The sequence below is a fragment of the Flavisolibacter ginsenosidimutans genome (genome assembly GCF_007970805.1).
GTDB classification, from domain to species: Bacteria; Bacteroidota; Bacteroidia; order Chitinophagales; family Chitinophagaceae; genus Flavisolibacter; species Flavisolibacter ginsenosidimutans.
In genome coordinates, this window is sequence record NZ_CP042433.1 from 2,497,794 (window position 1) to 2,519,875 (window position 22,082).

At 47.5% G+C, this 22,082-nt stretch carries 9 protein-coding genes; all 9 read right to left on the reverse strand.

Annotated elements, in window-relative coordinates:
- Positions 1-6: 6 nt before the first annotated feature.
- On the reverse strand, positions 7-675 hold the full coding sequence (locus FSB75_RS10345) for a gluconate 2-dehydrogenase subunit 3 family protein (RefSeq protein ID WP_146786657.1): 669 nt from the start codon (positions 673-675) through the stop codon (positions 7-9).
- A gap of 31 nt (positions 676-706) precedes the next feature.
- On the reverse strand, positions 707-2,446 hold the full coding sequence (locus FSB75_RS10350) for a GMC oxidoreductase (RefSeq protein ID WP_146786660.1): 1,740 nt from the start codon (positions 2,444-2,446) through the stop codon (positions 707-709).
- A 257-nt stretch (positions 2,447-2,703) separates the two neighbouring features.
- A complete protein-coding gene (gene rpiA / locus FSB75_RS10355) occupies positions 2,704-3,369 on the reverse strand; it encodes a ribose-5-phosphate isomerase RpiA (protein WP_146786663.1) in 666 nt (221 codons plus the stop codon).
- A gap of 51 nt (positions 3,370-3,420) precedes the next feature.
- Complete coding sequence (locus FSB75_RS10360) at positions 3,421-6,348, reverse strand: glycosyl hydrolase 115 family protein (protein WP_146786667.1); 2,928 nt, start codon at positions 6,346-6,348, stop codon at positions 3,421-3,423.
- A gap of 57 nt (positions 6,349-6,405) precedes the next feature.
- On the reverse strand, positions 6,406-7,812 hold the full coding sequence (locus tag FSB75_RS10365) for a family 43 glycosylhydrolase (RefSeq protein WP_146786670.1): 1,407 nt from the start codon (positions 7,810-7,812) through the stop codon (positions 6,406-6,408).
- 266 nt (positions 7,813-8,078) lie between these two features.
- Positions 8,079-9,839: a hypothetical protein gene (locus tag FSB75_RS10370; RefSeq protein WP_146786674.1), complete on the reverse strand. Its 1,761-nt coding sequence runs from the start codon at positions 9,837-9,839 to the stop codon at positions 8,079-8,081.
- A gap of 4 nt (positions 9,840-9,843) precedes the next feature.
- Positions 9,844-15,192 (reverse strand): hypothetical protein, encoded by a 5,349-nt coding sequence (locus tag FSB75_RS10375; protein WP_146786678.1) that lies wholly within the window; start codon positions 15,190-15,192, stop codon positions 9,844-9,846.
- A 123-nt stretch (positions 15,193-15,315) separates the two neighbouring features.
- Positions 15,316-18,555 (reverse strand): hypothetical protein, encoded by a 3,240-nt coding sequence (locus tag FSB75_RS10380; protein WP_146786681.1) that lies wholly within the window; start codon positions 18,553-18,555, stop codon positions 15,316-15,318.
- A 1-nt stretch (position 18,556) separates the two neighbouring features.
- Positions 18,557-21,961, reverse strand: a complete 3,405-nt coding sequence (locus FSB75_RS10385) for a DUF6603 domain-containing protein (RefSeq protein ID WP_146786683.1) — start codon at positions 21,959-21,961, stop codon at positions 18,557-18,559.
- Between the last annotated feature and the right edge of the window lie 121 nt (positions 21,962-22,082).

Genomic DNA, 22,082 nt, shown 5'->3' on the forward strand with positions numbered 1-22,082 from the left:
CTTCTCTTAACTAAACTTTACGCATTCGTTCAATTCTTTTTCGGTGTACGAAAGACCGTATTGCTTTAACACATCCTCGGGCACGCCGTTCCATTGCGTGGGCTTGTTGCCGGCATAGCCCATGTCCTTAATGCCCATTTCGGAACTGAAAAAACCGGTAGCCGTCAGGTTGCGCATCAGGTTAAAAAATGAAACGCCTTGCTTCATTTCAGGCTTTGCTTTTGCCGGATACGCAATGGCATCAACCAGCGAAAGCTGTTGCTGCTGCGTACTGTCTTTAAAGGACGTTCCGTAAAGCTTTGTCATTTGCATATCCAGCCAGCGCAAGCCACCGCGCATGGGCGTTTGAAACTCGGGCTTGTCTTTTACAATAAACTCGATGAAGTCCGGAACTTTTGCCTGTGTAGCGCTGCCCGATACGTCATCAGCGGGAATAATAATGTCGCTCAGGATGGCGATGGTGGCCATTTCGTGCGGTGTAAAAAACGTTTCGGCAATTGTTTTTTTATAGGCCGCTGTTTCTTCCTCCATGCGGTCGTAGGCAAGAGTTGAAGGATCTTCTTTCTTCTGGCTGTGGTCCGCCGGTTTCACATCGGCGTTCTTGCAGGCATCAAGCAACAAGCTGCCCGATACCGTTGTAAGCCCCAAAACTTTTAAATATTTTCTTCTGTCCATCGTTGATAAGTATTATTAACTGTTTCGACAATCAGATGTTTCCTTTTTTCATTTCGCTCACCAGGTATTCCGATGCCCGCATGGCCAAAGCCAGTATGGTCCACGTGATATTTTTATCGGCTTGCGAAACAAAAGAGCCGCCGTCCATCACAAACAAATTCTTGCAATCGTGTGCCTGATTATAACTGTTGAGCGCCGATTTTTTTGGATCGTTTCCCATGCGCACGGTGCCGGCTTCGTGAATGATTTTTCCCGGCGGCTCCAATCCATAATCGTTCTTCTCGTCATCGTTGCCGCCCCAGGTAATCACTGCACCCATGTTGTGCATAATCTCCTTAAAGGTTTCCTTCATGTGCTTCGCCTGCTTTATTTCATAATCGCTCCATTTTACGTTAAAGCGAAGCACCGGTATGCCGTATTTGTCCACCACGTTCGGATCAATTTCGCATAAATTGTCTTCTCTCGCTATGGCTTCGCCACGGCCCGCCATGCCAACGGCCGCGCCGTAAAAAAAGCGGTAGTCTTCTTTGAGCGATTTGCCGTAACCGCCGGATTCTTTTTGTTGTCCCTTCACTAAATACTTACCGTTCAGGTTTTCGATGCCCCAGCCAAAGCCATAGGCCGGCATACTTTGACCGCCCCAGTATTCAATGTGGTAACCGCGTGGAAAATCAAGCTTCTTGTTGTCGAGCCACCAGGGCGAATAAATGTGCATGCCGCCCACGCCGTCTTCGTTGTAACGTTTGCGATCAAACAACTGCGGGAGAACGCCATCCAGAGACGCACCCGTACTGTCGTGCAGGTATTTGCCCACCACGTTGCTGCTGTTGGCAAGCCCGTTTGGATGACGAACCGATTTTGAATTGAGCAAGAGCCTTGCGCTTTCGCAAGCACTGGCCGCCAAAATCACCGTCTTGCCTTTCACCTGATATTCCTGCATATCAGCTTTGTGAACATAGGAAAGACCGGTGGCAAGACCTTCGTTGTTGGTAAGCACTTCACGCACCATGGCGTTATCAAACAAATCAACCTTGCCGGTGGCGATAGCTGGCTTTACCAATACGGAAGAAGCAGAAAAATCGCCGTAAACCTGGCAGCCGCGGTTGCATTGTCCGCAAAAGAAACAAGCGCCGCGGCTATCGTTTATTTTTTGGGTGAGAATGGACATGCGCGACGGGATCACTTTCACGCTGGCCTGCGTTGCTGCTTTCTTGATAAAGAGTTCGTGCAGCCTTGGCTTTGGCGGCGGAAGAAAAACACCATCAGGATCGTTCTCTAAACCTTCGTTGGTGCCAAAGATGCCGATGAGTTTATCCACCCTGTCGTAAAAAGGTTTTACGTCTTCATAGCCAATGGGCCAGTCGTCGCCCAAGCCGTCAATGCTTCTTCGCTTAAAATCTTTGGGACCAAAGCGCAACGAAATCCGTCCCCAGTGATTGGTGCGTCCGCCCACCATGCGGGCCCGCCACCAATCCCACTTTGTGCCTTCGGCTTTTGTGTAGGGTTCGCCGTCAATGTCCCATCCCCAATAGCAGGCATCAAAATCGCCAAAGGGCCGAAACTTCGTGCTGGCGCCCCTTCGCGGCGATTCGTAAGACCATTTAAGTTGCGTTACGTTTTTTGCGGGATCGTACATCGGGCCTGCCTCTACCAGCGCCACGCTTAAGCCTGCGTTGGCCAACACGTAAGCCGCCATGCCGCCACCGGCACCGGAACCAACAATAACGACGTCGTAAGTTTTTGGTTGAACCTTAATTTGAAAATCGCCCATGTGTGGGTTAGAGTTGTTTTAGGGTGAAGTGATATTGCGCTTTGAAAATAGAAAAATAAATTTCGAAGAGGCTGAATTTTTTTCAACGAACAGTGCAACAATGCCTGCAATAAAAAATGTTTTAATTTATCACAGAGAGATTCTTTTGCACTGACGGATAGGCAACTTTCTATCCTAAAACTTGAAGCGCAATGCTGCTTCACATTATCGAATGACTAACTAAAAATATCGCAACGGTCTGCTGGGAGTGGCGCCGATTAAAGTTCATTTACATCGCCTGTTTTAAATCCCACCACCACGGTGCTAACACGGGTGTTTAAAAAAATTCCCGTTTCAACAATGCCTGGAATTGTTTTCAGCGCTGCGTCCAAAGAGGACGGATCGGTTATGGAGCCAAACCGGCAATCAACAATCAGGTTGCCGTTGTCGGTTATGTAGTTACTATTTTCTGCTTGCCTGATCGTTGCTTCAACTCCCATTGATAAAATCCTCTTCAACGTAAGTTCTGCACCAAAGGGAAGAACCTCTACCGGCAGGGGAAACTTTCCTAATTGTTCAACCAGCTTCGATTCATCAACAACAACAATAAATTTCCTGCTGTTGTAGGCAATGATTTTTTCTCTTGTCAACGCACCGCCGCCGCCTTTGATAAGATTTTTTTGACGGTCAACTTCATCGGCACCGTCAATGGCCAGGTCTATTGAATCAATTTCCGAAAAAGGTGCAATCGGAATGTTGTTTTCCTTTGCAAGTTTTTCCGTACCCACTGATGTTGCTACCGCATTGACGTGGAGGCCTTCCCTGATTTTTTGTCCCAATTTTAAAACGGCCCAGTAAGCGGTGGTGCCCGTGCCGAGGCCAATCGTCATACCGTGTTGAACGTATTCAACCGCTCGTTCCGCGGCGTTTTTTTTTGCGTCCATTTATTTCGCTTAAATGAATTTTCAAAATTCAAGGAATTCCTTGTTGAAATTTTACCGGGTAGTGAGTTTCGTTTCGGGCAAAAGACTGTAAGCTTTTTTCAGGCCTCCCAAATCAATGCGGATTTCATCAAGAACAACGCCGGGATCAACGCAATAAATTTTCAGCCTGTGTTTTCCTGCTTTCAGAAAAGGCAGCCCTGTTCTTCGTTCCGCCCGGTTGCGTAAAACATTTTGTTTCCATTCTTCACTTTTGCCAGAGGTTTTGATGTCAACTGTTTCTAAAGGTCCGTCATCAATTGATAAAGCGTAGCGTACCCGAAAATTGTTGTTGACGGGATGCGTGGGCAACGCAAAAATGGTAATGAAAGGCGTGGCCGAAGTGAGGGTATAAAAATCGTATTCCACAACCGAGTTTTTGCGTTTAATGGAATCATCGTTGCTTAATGATGACCCTTTTGTTGAAAGCGGGAAAGACTCCAACCCACTTCCCGCATAGCCCAAACCGCTGACAAGTTTCCACTGCGAAAACGGCTTGGTCGTTTGCCTTGTAAAATGCGCTGCGTGCATCGAAACAAAGCCGTTGTTTTCAACAAAACCTTCGTAGTTTGCCAATTCAGGCTTGTCTGTTTTGTTTGCCCGAATGTTTACAGCCAGTTGTTGTCCGCCAACGGAAAAAGTAATCGTACCGTTTTGCTCGCCGATGTTCGTCATCTTGTTCCAATCAACATCCACCCAAATGCGTTTTTGCTTTTTTCCCTGTTCAGAAATAAGCCTTCCGTTGTTTTCAGAAAGGCGAATCCAATTGTGCGAAACAGACGCCGTCCAGTTCATCGTTTGCTGTTTACTCAAGAAAATATCGACGAAATATTTTTGCTTGTTGAGATTGTCAAAAGAGGGTAAGGACAAAGACGTTTTGTTCTCCAACAGAGAAGAATCTTTTGTGACAAAGCCTTCCGGTGCAATGCTCCAGGCGCTTGTGCTGTCTATGTTAATACCGGGCAGAACCGGCGAAAGAAACACAGGCAGACTTCTTGGGTTCTTGGACATGATGTTTTTCCATTTGCCGCCGGCGATCACCGCATTAAAGTATTCGGTTTCTTTTACAATGCTGTCATAAGCATTCTTTGACAGTTGCGCATAATCATACGCACTTAGCCGGTTTTGCTTTGAATAGAAATAAGCTTTGTCGCGGTACAAAAACTTTTTGTTCATCCACGAAGCACTTACAACCGGATAATACACCAATTGGTAAAAAGCATCGGCCTCTTTCGGAGGCATTTGCAGCCGCAAACGTTTTGCATCGGCCTCCAACAAATTGTACTTGTCAATTCGCTTTTGCGCTTCATCGCCAAAGTAAAAATGATTAAAGCCGGTAAAATTTGTTTGGGTCGTCGGTTCTGTTTGGCTCCAGCCCATGAACTCCGGCTTGCGTTCAAAAGCAAGATCATAATAATCCCACAGGATGGTGGCTGCTTTCTGTCCGTTTTCCTTTCCGAAAACGGTTATTGCCCATTGCAGCAAATGTTGTTTGGCGTAACCGCTTTCTTTGAACGGCTTTGCATCATACGCCATGTCCAGGAACTCTTGTATGTTGTATTCCGCCGGTTTTATATCGCCTACGTTTAAAACCCACAAGCGATCGGCTCCCGTTTGGTAAGCCTTCATCATTTCTTCTCTCATTAACGAAGGATGCGTTGAAGGCAGCCAGATATAATCGTGCGGCCGCCCCCAGTACGACGCATGATAATACACACCGGCGCCGCCTTTCCGAGCCTGTTCAGTTTCATTGTTCAGTCGCTGAATGTAACCGTAGTTGTCATCAGGCCAAACGAGGGTTACATCATCGGGTAACTTTAAACCGGCATCATAAACATCCAGCACTTCTTTGTAAGCGGTAAACACCTGTGGTATGGCCGCTACATCTTTGTCCACGTATTCCGATAACAGGTTGCGCTGGTCGCGAATGATTTTTTCCAGCAAAGGCACGGCTTCTTTTGCGGATTTAACGCCTTCCATCTGGCTGTCGTGAACGCCGCGCATACCGATGCTGTACATGGCATTGATGCCGCGGCTTTCCTTTACCCGGTCTTCCCAGTATTTGTAAACGGTTTCTTTGTTGGTCACATAATTAAAGTGACCCATTGTTTTTTCGTTCCATTCGCCCACGTTGTTGCGCAACATCGGTTCGGCATGAGAAGAGCCAATGATGATTTGGTAATCGCCTGCGGTGGTTACGTTGCCCGGGTAATGAAAGAAAGCCTTGGTGCTCGGATGCATGGCCGGCCAAATAAGATTGGCCTTTAACCGAAGCAGCAGCTCAAATACTTTGGCGTATGTTTTTGGGCCAATGTCGCCGGTTTCGGGTTCGAAAGTTTTTGCCGCCCAGGGTTGCAATCCCCAATCTTCGTCGTTGATAAAGATTCCGCGGTATTTTACTGCAGGCGGCAATGAAATGAAATCGGCTTGAGCAACGGTTAATTCTTTTTGCTGTCTCACCGGTGCGTCGGCCCACCACCACCAAGGCGAAACACCAATCTTTTCTGACAATGTAAACACACCGTAAGCCGTGCCTCTTGCATCGCTGCCGGCAATAACGAAGGCTTTTGAAATAGCTGGAGATGGCTTGTCAATCACCTTCAATGCGAAGCATTCCCATTTACCTTGCAGATTTTGATTAAGCAACGATTGTTTGTCAATAAATTTTTGAACAAGGCCTGATTGAACGTTACCAATGACGATCACGTTTCCGTTTGCTTTTGCAATGTCGGTCGTTACGGCTGGCTTAAAAGAAGTCACCCTCTCAATGTCCTCGGCCAAAAGGTTGGCCGCAATGGAATCAAGTTTGGTTGATCCTTTGTCGTAAACAATGGAAGCCCTTGCGTTGGCTGTAAAAATCGGGAATGTATTTTTCTGCGCTGCGGCAACTTGCGAAATCAAAATTGCAAAAGCGATTGCGTACCGGTAACTCTTTAAAAACATCGTCTAATCAAAATTTGTTTTGTGTTGTTGTTGAATTACTCCGCAAAGGTTTTTATTTCATTCGTTGATCACGACTTTATCCAGTGAAACAACATTGCCCGTGCTTCCGTAAATATTTTTTCGTTTATCCGACCAGTTGCCTCGTTCACCAAGGACAGAAACGGTAAAAGTGTAATTGTCTTTTGGAAGAACGGGACTTAAAAACTTCAGCGTTAAAACCGGGTATTTACAATACATGTCTATAACCGAAGACAGCATTGTTTTTCCCTTGCTGTTTTGAAGTATCACCCTTGCATAACCGCCGTCGGGACGGGCAAGGCCGGAAAAGCCAATTTGTGTTCCATTAAATTTTACCGTGAAAGAAGCTTCCTTTTCATCTGAACTTCTCACCAATAATGTATCGTTCTTCCATTTACCGGCATAAGCGATGTATTGTTTATCGCTATTCACAATTGTTTTTTCACCAACCTTCACCCGTGTTGCTGCGCCGGTTGCTGTACTCACTTGCCATGCTTCCCAATAACGTGGAACAGTGATAGAAGTACCGGAAACAGTTATCGGCTGCCAGACATAAGTGGCTGCGGATGCCTGTTTGGGAAACGACCACCTGTCGGCCATCAACATATAGGTCGTTTCTTTCGAGCCCGCAACCGGCAACACGAACGTTGTTTGCGAATTCCAGGTGAGTGTGCCTTCGGGTGCAAAAAAACCTCTCTTTATCCAGGGACCTTTCAGCGAAGTAGCCGTGAAGTAATAATTATCGTTTCGCTCCCAACTCGTTAGATCAGAGCCAAGAAAATAATAGATGCTGTCTTTGCGAAAGAGCGCAGGCGCTTCAAACCCGGAGGTCATGCTTTTATTGACCTTTTCGGCGATGCTTTTATAGTCATCGCTAAGCTTGTAAATTTCTCCTCCGTGTATCAGTATATAACCCGTTCCGTCTTTGTCCTGAAAACTACCCATGTCCCATTTGCGAACAGGCTTTCCGTCAAAGAGCAACGGCCCGCGAAAAGTATAAGGACCTGTAACTTCCTTTGCTGTGGCATAGCCGACATATTGATCAACATAACCAAGTGTGTCTGCGTGCATATACATGATGTATTCCCCGGTACCTGGACATTTCATCACCTTTGGCCGTTCGCCAACACGGTTTGGGCCTAATTTTCCCGAAGCCTGCACCGGCAGTGCAAGACGTTCAAACTTCCAGTTGTACAAATCGGCGGAAGAATAACAATTGAAGCCTGCAAAAGCGTTGCTTGTATCCGAATGCTTTTCACCAAAAAGATAGAACCTGTCTTTATCTTTTATGATGCAAGCTCCGTGAGCACTCACTGCATTGCCGCTATCATCAAACCACGGGATACCGGAATGGATTGCGTTGTAAGCAGCCTGCTTTTGCGCAAGAGAAGGAAAAGTAATTGTTAGAAGAAGACCGAGAAGCGCTGCTGTAATAATAGCTTTCATTGCCGTATTCAATCGTTAGTTTATGACCGTGCACGAACGGTAAAACCTAAAGATCATTGTTGAATCGTTTACGGCCAACCTACGCTGTCCTGCCATTACAGAAGTTCTGTGTTCTTTAAGAAAAAGCAATTAGAATACTTCCCTTCGAACCTTACTCTTAATGCCCTGATTTTTTCATTAAAAATAGATTGCGCAGAACTGAGTGCGCAAGCTGTAGCCGGTTGGCAACTGCGCTGCCCTGCCATCGTTGAATGCAGTGTGTTTGTTCAGGCGGGCAGTATCGCATCAAAAGCTAAACCGCTGCTGCCTTCCCCGCGGCCTGTTTCGCGGTAACGACCAACCCAGATGAATGTTTTCCCGTTGTACCATCGTACCCGCTGGTAGGCTCTTGAAACCAGTGTGCCGGAATACGGAATTTCTTCTTCGTTGATGAAATAAGGCGTAGGCACTTCTTTCAGCATCACGCCTTTTGGTTTAATAATGTCTTTTGGCGGCACACCCAGTTTAGGCATGGCGGCCCGCTGGAAATTAATGTCTTGATTGCTGCCGGGTTTGTGCACGGGTAAAAACGGAATCCAGTTCTCGGGAACCGTTGTGCCAAGCAGGTAACGAATCTTTGCATCGGATGGAGTTACAGGTGGCGGCTGCACGCCTGTTTTATCGGCGGCTTCGTTGCCGTTGATGCCTTTGCCCGTTGCATCGGGAATAACTTCTTCCACGCCCCAAACCATGTTGGCCATTTCGTCGCGCAAAAAATTTACTTTTTCAATCGGGTCGCTTTGCAAAGAGTGAATGAGTGTTGAGGGCAAAAAGAACTGCCGGTTATAGCTGCCCAAATGATCCTTGTTGCTCAGGTTGAACATGCTCCAATGCTGCCAGTCGTTATCCAGCCCTGCGTCTGCTGCTTCAATTAATGTGCGATCACCAAAAACATCCGTCACCACAAAGCCTTTGATTTCGCAAAGCGTGTTTACGGCCATCTTGTACGGAATCACAAACCAGTCGTTGCCGTAAACCAAACCAAATTCCGCAAACAACAACAACAAGTGGTCCGTTGTTTTCGCGTTGAGCTTTCCAAAGTTTAGCTGCCGTTCTTCCATCTCCCAAAAACGCTGCGCCGGCATGCCTTTGAAAACCGTTGCGGTGGGAATAAATGAAACGGGAACATCTTCTTCCAATACCGGTATGTAATCCGGAGCGTCCACCGGCAATTGCCTTGAAGAAAGATCCACGTCAAAATCAAACCAATCGAGATTGTCGCCGTTATAATTTTCGCTGCGCAGAATCAATTGCGTTTGTTGACCGTTAGGCGCCGCCACCGAAAATTTATACGACAGTTTTCTTGAATCCCACGCAAAATCATCTTGCACCGGTTGTGAATATTGCCGTGCAAACCAAGCCAAAAAATCGGCGATGTATTCATCAAGCATCCCTTCGTCGCCGCCATCAATTGTAAACTTTGCCTTGAAGGATCCGGCCTGCATGTCGGCCAACATTTGTTCACCGTTCAAGCCCCGCTTCAACGTTGACAAATAAAAATTCAAACCTTCTATCTGTCCGCGGTAATCGTCTTCTTTGCCCGCTTCTAATTTGTAAACAGCGAAATAGCGGGGAAAATATTTTGCTTTGAACGCAGGCGAGTGAAGCTGCAAAAAATACTGTGCGGTTTGTATGCGCAAGACTTGACTAAACCGGACCGGTTCGCGTTCCACCAGGGTTTCCATTGGCATCGCCTCGTTGTACAATCGTCCCTTGGCATCCTTCAACGCAATGCGGTCCACGTGAAGCTGGTGCGTGATGATTCGTGCATCAATGGCCGAACCGGCATCTTCTGATTCGAGTTCGCCCATTTGCCATTGTCTTGTCAAAAACCACAAAGCGTCACGCACCTCGGCACGCAAGCTTCGCTCAAAATTTTCGGTACGCGGTCTTGCTTCTAAACGATTGTATGCCGTGATGGTAGGGATGCGGAAAACGGCTTTCAACAAATCTGGCGTTGCCCGCATTTTATCCGATAACTGTACCATGATTTTATTTTTGGATGCTGTATAAAGTGGTGGCTTCTTCGTAAACTTTTTTGATGTTGAAAGAATAATCCAGCGAAATGTGCGTGAACGCACTGGTGCCGAATTCAGCAAGCACCGCCGGCAACAAAGTTGTTAATCCAGGTATGGTATCAAGCTGGTCGGGTTCAATGGCACGCTCCTTCGCTCGGTCAACGCTATCAAGAATTGTTGCCAGTAAATTTTCCCATTGCCAACGGCCCGTCTGTTCCGGCGTAACCGCCAGCAATATTGTTTGCGGCGGCGAAGAGTTTGGCTGGTTGTAATTAAAGCCAATGCCCGATACTTCTTCTTTGCTTGGAATAACTTCTGTCCAATCGTCAAACAAAAGACCGCATTGTTCTGCTGCCGCATTAAAGCCTTGCGGTGCGTATTGCACAAAGGAAAGCGTGTCGTGAACGATGGTTGTGCCTTCAGGATACTCGACTGCCAGCCATGTGTCTTTGTCGCGGTAAGGCAATTGAATAGGCGAAGCTTCAAGCGGTGCGTCGTTAAAGCCGTCGTTTAGCAAGCGCACCATCTCCAGCGTGTGCATTTTCTTGCGCACCAAGGAAGCGCCGTGCAGCCATTCGTTCACTGGTAATTTCATCTTCAACACGTCTTTGGCATACGTGAGCAAATCATCTTTTGCGCCGTAAGCCTTGGCCACATCAAGCGTGTTATTGAAGCTGAAGCGGGGAAGAAGAACATAATCCGCACCCAACAAGCTTTTCGCCATGCTTGTCAGCAGGGAAACTTTTTCATTAGGACCTGTTGAAGCACCGTTCACCTTCGCAAGACTCTTGTTGAATTCAATCTTTATATCAGCGTAGCGTTTCAACACGGATATTCCCTGTGTTACCAACAAGTCAATCGTTGCATCCTCAAAGCCCACTGACGATTGCGGAAAGGCAAAGACAAAACCTGCATCCGCAAATTCTTTCAGTTTGTTGCGCAAGGCATCGGTAGTGGCTTTTGTTTTTAGTGAAGCGTCTGCAACGGCTGTTGTTAAGCCAGCAGCAAGGGTTTCGAAAGAAGAAAAAATTTGTTCAACCCTTGCTCGCAAATCAACAAGGTTAACGTTGTTCGGGTCAACGGCGGATGCTGTTTTTGTTTTTGATGCCGGCTCGTAATCTCTTGCGGTCAACGTTTTTGAACCGCTGATCAGTTCACGCAAATAATTGGCAAAGGGCAAAATTTCGCGCAGCGAACGAAGGGAAAGATCGGCGTCGTTGCTGGTTTCGCTGAAATCAATTTTCACAATTACGTTGTCTTCCAAATCTTCGGCTTGCGCAAAGAAATAGCGGATGCGGCTTTCCAGTTCCGATGTTCCCGATTCTTCCAGCTTGTTTCGAATGAGTAAAACAAAGTCGAGAGGTTGAACAGAAAGATCAGCCAGCGAAACGGTTCTCACGATATTCGAATTGTCAGCACGCTTTAAAACAACGCCAGCTGCATCCACCGCCCGAACGGTGCATTCGGTTTTTGCCGGATCGCCAAGCAAGCTGCCAAGCCAATGATTCAGTCCTTGTTCGGTTTGCGCTTTTTGTGTTAGCGGAACGGCCGGCCAGGGATTGCCAACAAAAGCAAAATCGAAATGCACCACCACTCGATTGGTCAACGAAAGGCTTGTGCTGCGTGCCGAATCAATGACTTCAATCTCGGGTGTGATGTTGGTATTTGATACCGCTTGCATCACCGAAGCGGCTCTGTCGAAGTTGCCCAGCGCCAATTGGTAAGCGCTTTCTGATGTCAGCACATCACGCATTGCATCAAGCGTGTTTTCCATTTGTGCTTTTTCGTATTCGATGGCACTGATCTGTTCTGCACTCAAAGCAGGAAAGGTTGTAATGCCGTAAGGAAAAGGCGTTGCAACATTGGCCAAAGCCAAACCGTTTACAACGTGATAATCATTGGTTACTTCCTCTGGTCCGGTTGTTTTTCCTTCCTGTGGCACTTTGGTTTTCTTCAGCGGAAAAGCTTGCCGAAAAATGGGTTTGAGTTGAGCCAGAATAACCGGGTTCGCAGGCCGCGTACTCCAATCGTGCAAGCCCCGCTCAAACTGATAACCCAACAAGGCTTCCAGCGTTTGCCCGTTGCGAACACCGTCGAGCAAATACTTTGCACGGCGTACTCTTTCGGATGAAAGGTTAACCGACAAGGTTTCCTTATCGGCGGAAGAAGCATGCGTTAAATAACCGTTGCGAAGAATAGCCGCCGCCGTTGCGTGGTTCAGCGTTGGCGCTTGCACGTAACCGCCGTTGCCGCTTTCTACAAACAAATTATCGGCTTGTTCACGCATGGATGGTGGCAATCTCTCTTCGGCCATTTTGATGCGCTTGTTGTTGGGACGAACATTTTCTAAATATCCGTAAGCGCCGAGATAGATGCCCATCTGTCGTTGCTCGTTCGATTGAGTAATTCCTCTTTGCTGTTGAAGCCGCACATCAAACAAGGATGTTTGCCAGGCATCGAGGCGATAGGATAAACTGTCAATGTGCTCGGCAAAGATTCGTTCCGAACGGGCCGTGGGCAAGTCTTTCAACACATTCAAAGCCCACTTGTTTTCGGCAAGGTTACTCACGATGGTGAAGGGCGGAATCTCCGAATGAATGTATTGGTACAAAGGCAACGTTGAGGCTTCCGCGTCCACAACCTTGTTTGCCGGCGCTTTAAATACTTCCCAAGGGCTTACTGAAGGCGCACTGCTGATGTTCATAAATTTTCGTGAACGCACCAATTCGTTTGCAACAATGTTGTTGGCTTTGAAATAAAGAAAGATGCTGTGGCTTGCTTCCAGTATCATGCTGTTCAGCAGCATGAGGTAAAGCAGCGAATGCGGTTTGGCCGCTGTGCCGAAATCCTGCTTTTGCAAGCTGTCTTCATCAGCAGCATTGGCCAACAACCAATGAATGTAATTGAGGTTCGCTGCTTCGTCGTAGGGTTTAATAAGATGTTCTTCCGACAAAGGCTCGCCGTCAATCAAATTCTTGTTGTCGAGCTGCGTGTGGTAATGCTGGAAAATAATTTGCAAGAGCAAGGGCCAGGACTTAAGCGTGCCGTCATCGTTCTTTTGGCTGTAACCAAAGTTTTTCAACAGCGTGCGAACGGTCATGCTTTCAAGCACCATCCCAAAAACGTCGCTAAAATATTTGCCGCCCCAGCCAAAAGCATCAAGGTTTTTTAAGTAATCGTACGAATAGCCAATGCGTTGAAAATATTCAACCGATGTTGGATTCAAACCAAGCACTTTCATCAGCGTTTCTCCGGCGCTGCCTCCTTTCGTAATGTGCGCCAGTTCGTCAACTTTTTTCTTCCATTCACCCGACGTGTATTGCAAAACCTTGAAAAGTGCAGGATAAAACTTGTCGCGAAAAATAACGATGTCGTTATTGGTTGAATACGTCCAATCGTTGAACGAGCTTGTAACGGCAATGCCGTAAGGCTGATTGCCAATTCGTAATGCTGCAAGCGGTCCACGACCCGTGACGTATTTCGTACAATGTGTGCGCAGTTTGATTAAGTCTTCGTCGCTCAACACTTCGTTCAACATGCTGTTCATGTAATAACCAAGCGTAGTTGCATACAGCGCCGTGTTCATGGCAACGGCTTCTTTGTGATCGAAGAGGTTGGCGTTTTGCACGGTTTGCAGCACTTCGTAGTTAATGCCGAGATAATCCGCCACTCGTTGCCCATCGGTGGCTTCCTTTAAATCTGCAACCGGTGCAAAAAGCATTTGGTCCTTTTCGATGAATGCAATAATGTCGTCAACGCTTTGGTTTTGGGAATAGCCGGCGTCTTCGGCCTCGGTGTTGTTGGTTGGTGTGCCTTGTTGAATTAAACTCAAACCTTTGATGGAGTAACGGTGATTCTCCAAAAGCTCTTCCAAAAAAGCTTGATTGCCGGTTTTGTCGGCGCTTAGTTTCAGGCCAACAACAAGCAGTTGATCATAGCCTGTGCTTGCTTCTGCGTCTTGCAACGGAACGCGAAAACCAAGGCCGGAATCTACCGCCAATTCAAAGTCGGCAACCCACTTAAAATCATCGCCATAAATTATGCGGTTTGTAACGGGATCTCTTGTGACCGAAGGTTGTTCGCCGTCGTCAACCGGCGCAGGCCCAAGAATAACTACATCGTTCACTTGCTTGCCAATTTGCGACAATACCTGTTTCTTGGCCCGGTAACCGAGAAGGACAAATCTATCGGGCATCACTTTCGTATGCGGAGCTTCCGTCCATTTATCGGGTTTGGTTACATCGAAGGTTGGGAATTGCAAATCATCTGCGCTTTGCAATTGTCCCCTGCTATCCCAGTTAAGCGGCTTTGTTTGCTTTCCCACCCACGCGGCACGGTTCACACCGAATTTATCCGTCACTACTTTCCATGCGTCTCTCTTTTTTTGCAGGTCATCACCGGCAGCAAACAAGGTTTTCCAAAGCGCTGTACCAAATTCAATTTCTTTCTCGGTTAAAACTTTCTCGTGTGTTACAACGGCGATGTCATCGGGATAAATGCGCACGAGTAATTCCTGGCCGTTTGCTGTCTGGCGAAACTTTGTTTCCAGCCGGAGAGGCAATAGGGCAATCGGCGTATTGTCCTCCCATTGTTGAATAAGTTGTTGCGGTGTTAGTTCGCGAAACAAATCACCAATGTTGCCTGCAACAACGGTTTCTCTTCGTTTAGTTTCCGTTCGCTTGCGGGCAATTTCGTCTTTCAGGGCTTTCAGCCGTTCGCTTTCATCGGGACGAAAAGGGTTTGCTTGCGCAATGATGACTTCAATCTGTTTCTTCAGGCGATCAATCTGCGCCTGCAATCCTCGCTTATCGGCTTCCAGGCTTTCCGCTGGCGGCGTGTTTGCCAACTGCGCACGAAGGTTTTCCATCTCTTGTTGCAGCGCAGAAATTTTATCCTGTATGGCTTTTTCCTGTGCCTTTAATTCATCAAGTTGAGCGTTCAAACGTTTTCTTTCTTCGTCGGAAAGTTCGCCGTTCTCCAATTCGTTTTGAATGCCGGCAATTTTATTCTCCAGACTCTGTAACTCGTCTTCCAATGCGTGCAACGTGTCGAGCCGTTCTTTTAATCTTGCTTCGGGTGTTGTGCGCTTTGCCAGTTGCGCATTTATCTCGTCAATCTTTTTTTGCAGCGCCGCAATCTCCTTGCGCAAAGCATCAATCTGTTTAGCCGTGGCCGCGTCTTCAATCACGTCTTTTGCAGCGGCTTTTTTTTGCTCCCGCGACAGCATCAGGTATTGCATCTGCAAGGCATACAATTCATCCTTGCTCTGGTCTCTTTCTTCCCTTGCTTTTCTGATGGCGTCAATTGATTCGGTATAACCCATGTTGGTTCGTTTAAAAAGTAATTGCGATGCGTGCAACCCTGCTTTCAAAAAATTTTCACACGGAAAAATTCTCCTTACTGTTCAATCTTGGCTCTTGGACTTTGAATCTTAGGTTTTGAATTTTCAATCAAGATTCTCCAGCATCTCTTTTGCGTGCACGGCAATCATCACCGGCTTTTGGTAAAGAATGTAAGCCATGCGTGCCGCGTTCTCGCCCCATTGATTGATGTTTTCATCGGTGCCCGCAGGCGTAAATCCTGTGGGCTTTACAACGGTGCTGATAAAGCTTTTCGTTGGCGTGTATTTATCCCAGCTTAAATCATCCCATGTAATCGGCGTCGCCGGATCATCATCGGGGTCAAAGGTTATGTCCATGCCAAAGCGAGGCTCGCCGGGAACTTGTTGAATGACGAAGTAATAACCCCAGTCGTCGGCTTCTTTTGTTGGATTGTCGGCGCCTTTTGCCTGGGGAATCGTAAGGTCAAAACCAAAGAATTTAATGTCAGGAGCCACATCGGCCTTGAAGATGGGAAACTTGATTTCATCGGCCATCTGCGCTTCGGTTTCCACTTCAATAATCACCGGTTCTTGCGTGGCGTCGGGAATGCCGTTCTTTTTGTAGATGTGCGCCTTTTGTGCGTAAACAATCGTGTTTGGATATTTCTTCAGCAATTCACCTCTTACTACAAGCACCACTTGTTTTTTGCCGGTGGGATTGCTCTTCTTGTGATGACCCAATTCACTCGCACCTGGCCATTGGTCAATCGGAATAATGTCCTTGTGGTCTTCGGCCAGTTGTTCTGGCGATACGTTTGATGCATTGGTAATAATTCCCTTCATGTCCCAGAACTGCCGGAAATAACTTCCTCTTTCATCGGTTGGATATTCGCGCCACAAAAGCTCTTTGCCGAATTCATGATTCAATCCAATCATGTACGATTCAATAAAAGGCGGATTGGTTACCAACAACGAAATGGTATTTGGCGGAATGAGGTTTAAGTTTGGAATGAGCAGTTCGGAAGAAATGTCCCGCAGCTTTTCGTACATCGGGTCGGGAAAATCGGGATAGGCCATTGCGGGCACCAGGTGTTCGAATTTCAACAGCCAGTCTTTGTTGAAGGAAAAGAAAACCATCGAAGCCAACATGCGTGGAAAAACGGTGCGTGGGTCGGTGGCTTCGGTTAGTTTTTGATAAGCGTTTGTTATGCTGTAGGGTTGATAAACTTTCTCCGGCACTTTAATTTCCAATCGCTTGTTCAGGATAACCGCCGCCGAACGAAAGTTCGCGGCTTCCACGTTGTCTTGCCCTGACGTTGCCGCTGTTTTGCTACTCACCGTTGTGTAGGTAATGGCATCGGCCGATGTTGAACTTTGCGCCGTTGTGACTGTAACCGTTGTTGAACCACTTGATGTTTCTTTCACCACCGGATCTGTTTCGGTAAACGTAAAGTTTGGAGAAGCCGGCGTTGATTGCAAAACGTTCACCAATGTGGCCGGATCGTTTAGGGCTTCTTTCTGGTTCGCTAATTTTTTCAAATTGTTTGAATAGAAATAAAGGCCAATGGCCGCAATCGCAAGCACAACAAACAATGGCCACAAGCCGGTAACAATGGCAAGCAGCAGAAATACAGCAAGCAGAATGATTAGTGCAAGAAGGTTGTTTTGCAAAAGCCAGTCAACAAGGGGACTAAATTTTTCACCGGGTAAGTTCGTTGTGATTTGGTCCACGCGGTTAATGTCAACCGGGGTTTTCTTTGGCGGTGCAGCGGATATTTTACCGTCGTTCAAATCACTGATAAGTCCTGCATGACTAAACGAGGCATCAGATGCTACCAACCTTTTATGAATGGGTCCGCGTGGCCGCAACAGTCGCCGGAAAGCAACACTTACCGCCGCAGTTGGCAACCGGCTTTCGGCCATTTGAAAATGCAGCGTCGTGGGTGAGCCTTTTACTTTTTTTAGAATGGGCGAAAAGAACAACAAGGTTTTTTCCGGCGCCAGCTTTTGAATGAAATTGTTTTTGATCGTTTGCGTAAAGGCCATCGAAAAAGAAGCGAATAAAATCTTGCGGTTTGCTTCTAAAATTTTTTGCACTTGCTCCCATGCTTTGGCTACGTAATCTTCCTGGTTTTCCTGAATCACACTTGTACCGAAACCCGCCGATACTCTTGTGCGCGGATCTTTGTTGAGTGCGTGCAGCCAGCCGTTGTTTGCTATGATCAATTCGTGTTGTAAGGCGTGGTTCTCGCCGTAAATCGGTGGACTCACAACGGGGTCGCTGGAACCGTTTGACGTCTTCTGAAGTTCCGCAGGAAAGTTTAAAATGGATTGCAGTTGTGCGAAGAAAGGACGGTTCGTGTCCATCGCCTGCGGACTTGATTTGGTTGTTGGCGACATCAGCGCACCTTCCAATCCAATGATAAAAGGCTTGTCTTCGTTTGGTGGTTCCGTGTTGCCGATGTTCGTTCCTTCCGTCATGCCAAAGCCCGGCGCCGAACCGTTCATGTCTCTTATGCCGATGCGCTTGTCCATCACTCGCGGCTCTAGAATTTTTACCAGCGATTCAAAATCTTCGTTGTCGCCGGTGCGGAAATACCATTGGTAATAAATGGGCAATTCGATGTTTGCACCGCCGGCGATCCACGAAGGCATCTGCGCATCCACAGCCGAAGGATCGAGGCCTAAACCCGCAAGCCGCCCCGTCTCAAACGAAGGCACAACGAAGGCCCGATAGCCTTGATTTGTTTCAAGCTTTCGCGGACACATCAAACGGCAAATAATCTTGTCGGCGTTTGGATTGTTTAAATCATGCAACGATTGCAAAAATTGCTCGAACTCCGTTGTTGAATTATAGCCTTCGTTCACGTGCAAATGCGACCAGGCCCAGGTTTGCGTATGCGGCGGTAAATTATCAGCCGACTTTACAATTACCGTTGGCAGCGGCATTTTTTTATCGTTCAACACAAACTCGCTTTGCTCCGGCTTATCATCTTCTTTCAAAACAATCAAGGCAATCCAGGGACGAAGGTTGGCCGCTGCTGCTTTCGCCGGTGTGTAGCGCCAGATAAAATCTTCGTCGTAAAATTCAATGAACGGGAGATAGTTGGGTTCGAAATTCGTGATCCAGTTCAGGGGTTCGGTGCGCACCACCATGGCGGGATTAATGCCGATGATGTCGCCGGGACCAAGCAACTGAAAATGCTTTTGCACGGTAGTGCTGTTAATCTTCACGTCCACGTCAACAGTTGAACGTTGCGTAACGGTTGGCGAGCCGTCCCCAAGATTATCTATTTGTTCAATCTTGCCGCCAATGCCTTTGCGCAGGAAAGAACCGAACGTATATTTTGCAACGGTGATGGCCATGTTAGTTTAATTCAAATTGTGAGACAACTTGTATCTGGTTTTTGAGCGAAGGATTCTTCCGCACCAATTCGTCGTGTATCGCGTATGCTTCAGCTTCGGATGCGGCAAACGTATTTGTGCCGGCCAATGCCAAATCACTTACGTTCACCACACTGAAAGCCGGTGTCGTTACGGCTACTTTTGCCGGTGGATTGGTCGGTGCTTTTCTGCTTACAGCAAAAGCATTTTTATGCACCGCACTTCCTTTCACCAATACGTTAAATGCAGCCGATAAAAGTTTGAAGATGCGCAAACGAATGACAAGATTTTTTTTGCGGTGAACGTAGCTTAATTCATAGGTTACGTCTTTGTGCAATTCCACGCCGTGAAGAATGTCGTTCGTGGTTTGAAACTGCAAGCCGCTTTTCATTTGCTCAAAGGACTTGCGGGAAAGCTTTTCGCTGTCGCTCAACTTCACGTAATTGGCAACGGCAAATTCTTCGTTCACGTAAACCGGCGTGCCGCCTTCGCTATTGGTTAGCGTAAACTTTGTATCCGCTTTCGGTTTCTTGTTGCCAAACTTGTTTATCTCCATCTCCAGCGGCACTATCTTTTGGCTTACCGATAAAAGCGTGAAAGGATGAATGATAAGTTGATCCGGCGGCAGCTCAATCTTTTTGATGGTAACGTTGGTGTTCGTGTTTGGCGGAAGCGTTGCTTTCCAGTTGCGGTCGTCGTTTAAGGCATTCACCACATCGGCCAGCACATCTTCCAGTTCGTCGGGTTGCGACGGTGCGTCTTCGCCCCATGTTACATCAAAGCCCACGCTAATGCTGAAGAACAAAATTTCGAGGCTGCCGTCGCCCACCGCGTGCCAGGGCGTTGGTCCCGATAATTGGCAATGCACGTGAATGCCGGCAATCTCGTCATCGCCTGAACGCAGCGCAAGGCCCGCGGAAATATCAGCAATGAAATAGAAAGGATTGAATTGAACCAACAAGTCATAACCAATGTAGCCGAACACGTTAAAGCCGCAGGCTTCCGCATACAACTCGGCTCTTGCGCCCGATTGCACCGTGTTGGATGTAATGGCAAAGTAGGTGGCAACGGTAATGCGTGGATTGTCGCCCGATAACAACGAGATACTGAGGCGTTTCATGCCCGTGAGGTCCTTCGGTATTTCATGAAAGGCCGGATGAAAACCACCAACGGAAACAATGAAAACCTTTTCATCGCCCCAGCCAATACGCAAGGCCATATCACCGGTAAGCGTGAATACCAATAATCGCGAATCAAAAAGCGAAGCATCAAACCAAAGCAAACCTTTGTCGAAGTTAATGCCGCCGGCAAAGTTTACCTGCAACTTTAAGATGGCTGCATCTTCGGTTGGCAACACGCAACGCAACACACCAAGAATAACCAGTTGCGGCGTCGGAATGTCAATGATGATGCCGAGTTCCAGCGAAATAAGCGTCGGCGTTCCCCAGCCAATTTTCGCCATCGGCGCAATGATGAAATGTCCTTCCACAATCGGGAAGATGGCCTTAAGATCGGAGATGATGCGGGTAACGTTGGCAACAATGTCCTGCGGAAAAAGAATGCTGCTGATGGCGCCTGTACGAACGCCGGTGCGCAGCGCATCCAGGTCGGTGCTGCGATTAACTGCGAGCAAACCACCAACGCCGTTTAGCGTAAAACCGAAGCCTAATTGAATGGGCGTAAATTCTGCGGTGATTAAAATGAGCAGTGCAAAACCTGTACTGCCATCGGGCATTTTGGTGTTGATGATGCCGATGGCTTTCAGGTCAATAAAGCCCTGGAAGCTCAATTCAAGAACACCGATGTATTCGCCTTTGTCAACGTCAATGGAAAGAAAGCCACCGCCTTTGATAACGCCGGTATCGAGCGACAAGCCAACGCCTTTTGGCGGTTGAAATTTAAAGTCAATGTCGGCAAGGCCAAGCCGTCCTTTTCCATTGGACGGAAAGGTGATGGGAATGTTGGTACCGATGCCGTCAACAACGGCTTTAAGCGGACCAAGATTGGTTGTGATTTGCGCACCCAATCCAAGTTTCAACGGTGCTTCGGTAGAGAAAGCAATCTTGAAATACAGCCCGTTGATTTGAACAATCACCAGGTCAAGATGAATGGGAATAAAGACTTCCACGCCGCCGCTTCCCTGCAAACGCAGACCGTCTTTCGGGTTCCAGGCCCCAAGCAGACCAAAATCGGCTTGCACGTGAACGCCTGACAGCATTTTTTGAATAAACCCATCGCCTTCGGAAAAATCAATAATCAACTTTCCTTCTTCAATACCAATTTGAATAGCCGGCAACACACTGCCACCTGCCGTTCCAAGATTGATGTTTACGCCAACGCTTCCGCTGATGCTTTTGGCTTGCAGCTTTGCTCCTTTGGTGAGGCTTAAAATATTGAGCGGTTCGTTGCTACTCTTCGCGGCTTTTATTCCCAACAGCAGGTCAAGAACGAGATTTCCCGAAGGTGGCTTCAGCGCCAGTTCAAAGGGTGGCCTCAACGTGCCGCTGATGCCGGCAGCAAAAGCTGCGTGCACATGCACCGTGCCTTTCCACAAATCAGAGAACGGATAATCACGATCGAAATCTTGTGCGCCGTTCACGTTTATTTCAAACTTTAATCCCGGCGGATTCGTTGACGTATCGGTTTGTATTTTGAAGATGTAGGCTTCCAACGTAAGTTGTCCGCCGACGATGTAGAGTTCAGCCGGAAAACCAATTTGAGCCAGCAAACCTTGAACCTTTTCCATCAACTCTTGTCCGGTGAAGCCAGGCAATCCAAGCTTGTAAACCTGTTTGAAATAATCAACGGGATTGGATAAAAGTTGCGGCAGGCGATCAATGTAAAACCGTCGCGGAATGACAACTGGCAACGATGTTCCGGTTTCCAATGTTGCGGGTACTTTCACTTCTTTGTCAACGATGCCCAAAAGGTTTAGCGTTGTCGTTAAGTTGGGTAGCCGTTCGGCCAAATAACCCACGAGCGAATACTCAAGAATGCGCACCGGCAGTTGCGCGGCCAGTTGTTGAAAGACTGCTTTATCCGCCGGCGGCAATGAATTCGCAGCGCTGTTCAAAGCCGATCCCAGTTCTTCAAATTTTACCACCAACTGGCTGATGATGGCAATAAGCTGTGCACCGTCGCTGATGATGGAGAGTTCGTTGCCGCCGGCAACAGCCGTTGCCAGCGCCGTTATTTTTGGTGGAAGTTCGCCGGCTTTTGCAGCGGCTTCCAAAAGTTTCGTGGCAATTCCTCCGTTGCCAACAATAGCCGATGGCAAGGGCAGACCCAAACGGGCAAACATATCCGGCCTTAATATTTCCGGCAACGGCTCCAGTGCTTTGCCCAATTCAAGCGCAAGGGTTTCCAGCGTTCCGGCTGCGTCTGGCATAAAGAGTTTTTAAAACGATTCGAAATAGTGATGCTGTTTGTCCTAACCACGGATTCACTTTCCTCCATCGTTTCATAAAGCGCAGGATTCAAAGAGGCGGATTCACGGCTCGACATTCAAC